The 2,101-nt window shown below is 72.9% G+C and carries 2 protein-coding genes; both read left to right on the top strand.

What is annotated here, in order from left to right:
• On the top strand, positions 1–1,294 hold a 1,294-nt coding region (locus AOK00_RS36305), incomplete at its 5' end, for an aminotransferase class I/II-fold pyridoxal phosphate-dependent enzyme (RefSeq protein ID WP_254047641.1).
• The coding region (locus tag AOK00_RS36300) for a class I SAM-dependent methyltransferase (RefSeq protein WP_063886723.1) at positions 1,294–2,101 on the top strand (808 nt) is incomplete at its 3' end. The genes AOK00_RS36305 and AOK00_RS36300, both read left to right, overlap by 1 nt.

Here is a 2,101-nt window from a genome sequence, read left to right as displayed (position 1 = left end):
GAGGTCGCGCCAGCGGGCGGCACACCCCCCGCGCGCCGCCCGCTGGCGCGACCTCGAACACCTCCACCGGACCAGCCGCATGTGCGACGCCGTCATCGACGAGATCGACGGCCGCCGCATCCGGGTCGGCGACGACTGGCTCATCGACTTCGCCTCCTGCAACTACCTGGGTCTCGACCTCGACCCGACGGTCATCGAGGCGATCGAGCCGGAGGTCAGGCGCTGGGGCACCCACCCCAGCTGGTCCCGGCTCATCGGCAGCCCGCGGCTCTACCCCCGGATCGAGGAGCGGCTCACCGAACTCCTCGGCGCCTCCGACACCCTGCTGCTGCCCACCATCACCCTCATCCACCAGTCGGTGATCCCGCTCCTCGCCGGCACCGGACAGGTCTTCGTCGAGGCACAGGCCCATCGCACCGTGTACGACGGCTGCGTCGCCGCCCGCGGCCAGGGCGCCGAGATCCACCGCTTCCACGCCGAGCGGCCCGACGAGCTGGAGTCGCTGCTGCGCGGCGCGCCCGCCGACGCCAGCCGCCTCATCTGCATGGACGGCGTCAACAGCATGACCGGCAACTTCCCCGACCTCCCCACCCTGGCCAGGGTCTCCCGCGAGAACGGCGCCCTGCTGTACATCGACGACGCCCACGGCTTCGGGGTCATAGGGGAGCGGCGGCCCGGCGAGACCAGCCCCTACGGCTCCCGCGGCAACAGCATCGTCCGCCACCTCGGCGAGACCTACGACGACCTCGTCCTGGTCGGCGGCTTCTCCAAGGCCTTCTCCTCGCTGCTCGCCTTCCTCGCCGTCCCGAAGTGGCTCAAGGACCACCTCAAGGTGGCGGCGGCCCCGTACCTCTACTCCGGCCCCTCGCCGACGGCGTCCCTCGCCACCGCCCTGGCCGGACTCGACGTCAACGACGCACGCGGAGACGAGATCCGGGCCTGTCTCCACCGCAAGACCGCCCGTGTCCTCGACCACGTCCGCGCCCTGGGCATCGCCACCCCCAACACCGACGGACTGCCGATCATCGAGATCCCGCTCGCCGACGCCGACGACCTCGACCAGGTCGCCGCCTTCCTCTGGGAACACGGCATCTACGTGACACTCGCCTCGTACCCGCTCGTCCCGCGCGACCGGGTCGGCTTCCGCGTCCAGGTCACCGCCGCCAACACCGACGAGGAGATCGAGGAGCTCTGCACGGCGCTCACCCGGCTCGCCGCGCGGTTCCCCCTGCAATCCGCCGGCGCCGCACGCCCCTCTGCCGTCACGGCCGCCCGGACACCGGAGCCGCCGTGATGGGCACGACCCAGGTGCGCCGCAACCGGGACGCCGACTGGGACGCCTGGCCCGTCACCGACTACCTCGCCGAGAACTACCGCCGGCTCCACCCCTGCGACATCGGCGTCATCCACCACCACGCCGCCGTCTACCGGCGCTGCGCCCCCGGCAGTCTGGCCCGCACCCTCGAACTCGGCGCGGGCCCCAACCTCTACCCCCTGATGCTCGCGGGCGCCGCCAGCCGCCGCATCGACGCCCTCGAACCCAGCGCCGCCAACCTCCGCTATCTGCGCCGGCAGCTCGACCGGGGCCCCGACGACAGCTGGGAGCCCTTCTACGCCCTGTGCCGCTCCCTCGACCCCGCCCTTCCCGAGAGCAGCACGGAGGCGCTGCGCCCGGTGCGGGTCGTGCCCGGCACCGTCGACGACCTGGTGCCCGGCACGTACGACCTCGCCTCGATGAACTTCGTCGCCGAGAGCGTCACCGAGGACTTCGGCGAGTTCACCCTGTTCTGCGACGCCTTCGTCCGCGCGGTCCGCCCCGGCGGGCGGCTCCTCGCGGCGTTCATGGAACGCATGCCGAGCTACCGCATCGGCGAGGGACCCGTCTGGCCCGCCTGCCCGGTCGACGAAGCCGCCCTACGGGCCGTCTTCGCGCCCCGTACCACCGGTCTGCGGATCGCCAGGGTCGCCAAGGACCTCACCCTGCCCGAGTACGGGGACACCGGCATCCTGCTCCTCACCGCGAAGCGACCGGTCACCGAGGAGCGGGCGGCCGGCCCCACGGCGCCCCCGACGACCTCCACCGCCCCCGCGGAGCCGGTCC

This window comes from Streptomyces aureus (genome assembly GCF_001418135.1).
Lineage (GTDB): Bacteria > Actinomycetota > Actinomycetes > Streptomycetales > Streptomycetaceae > Streptomyces > Streptomyces aureus_A.
Note: the sequence above shows the minus strand (reverse complement) of the source record. Positions and strands in the feature narration are given on the sequence as shown.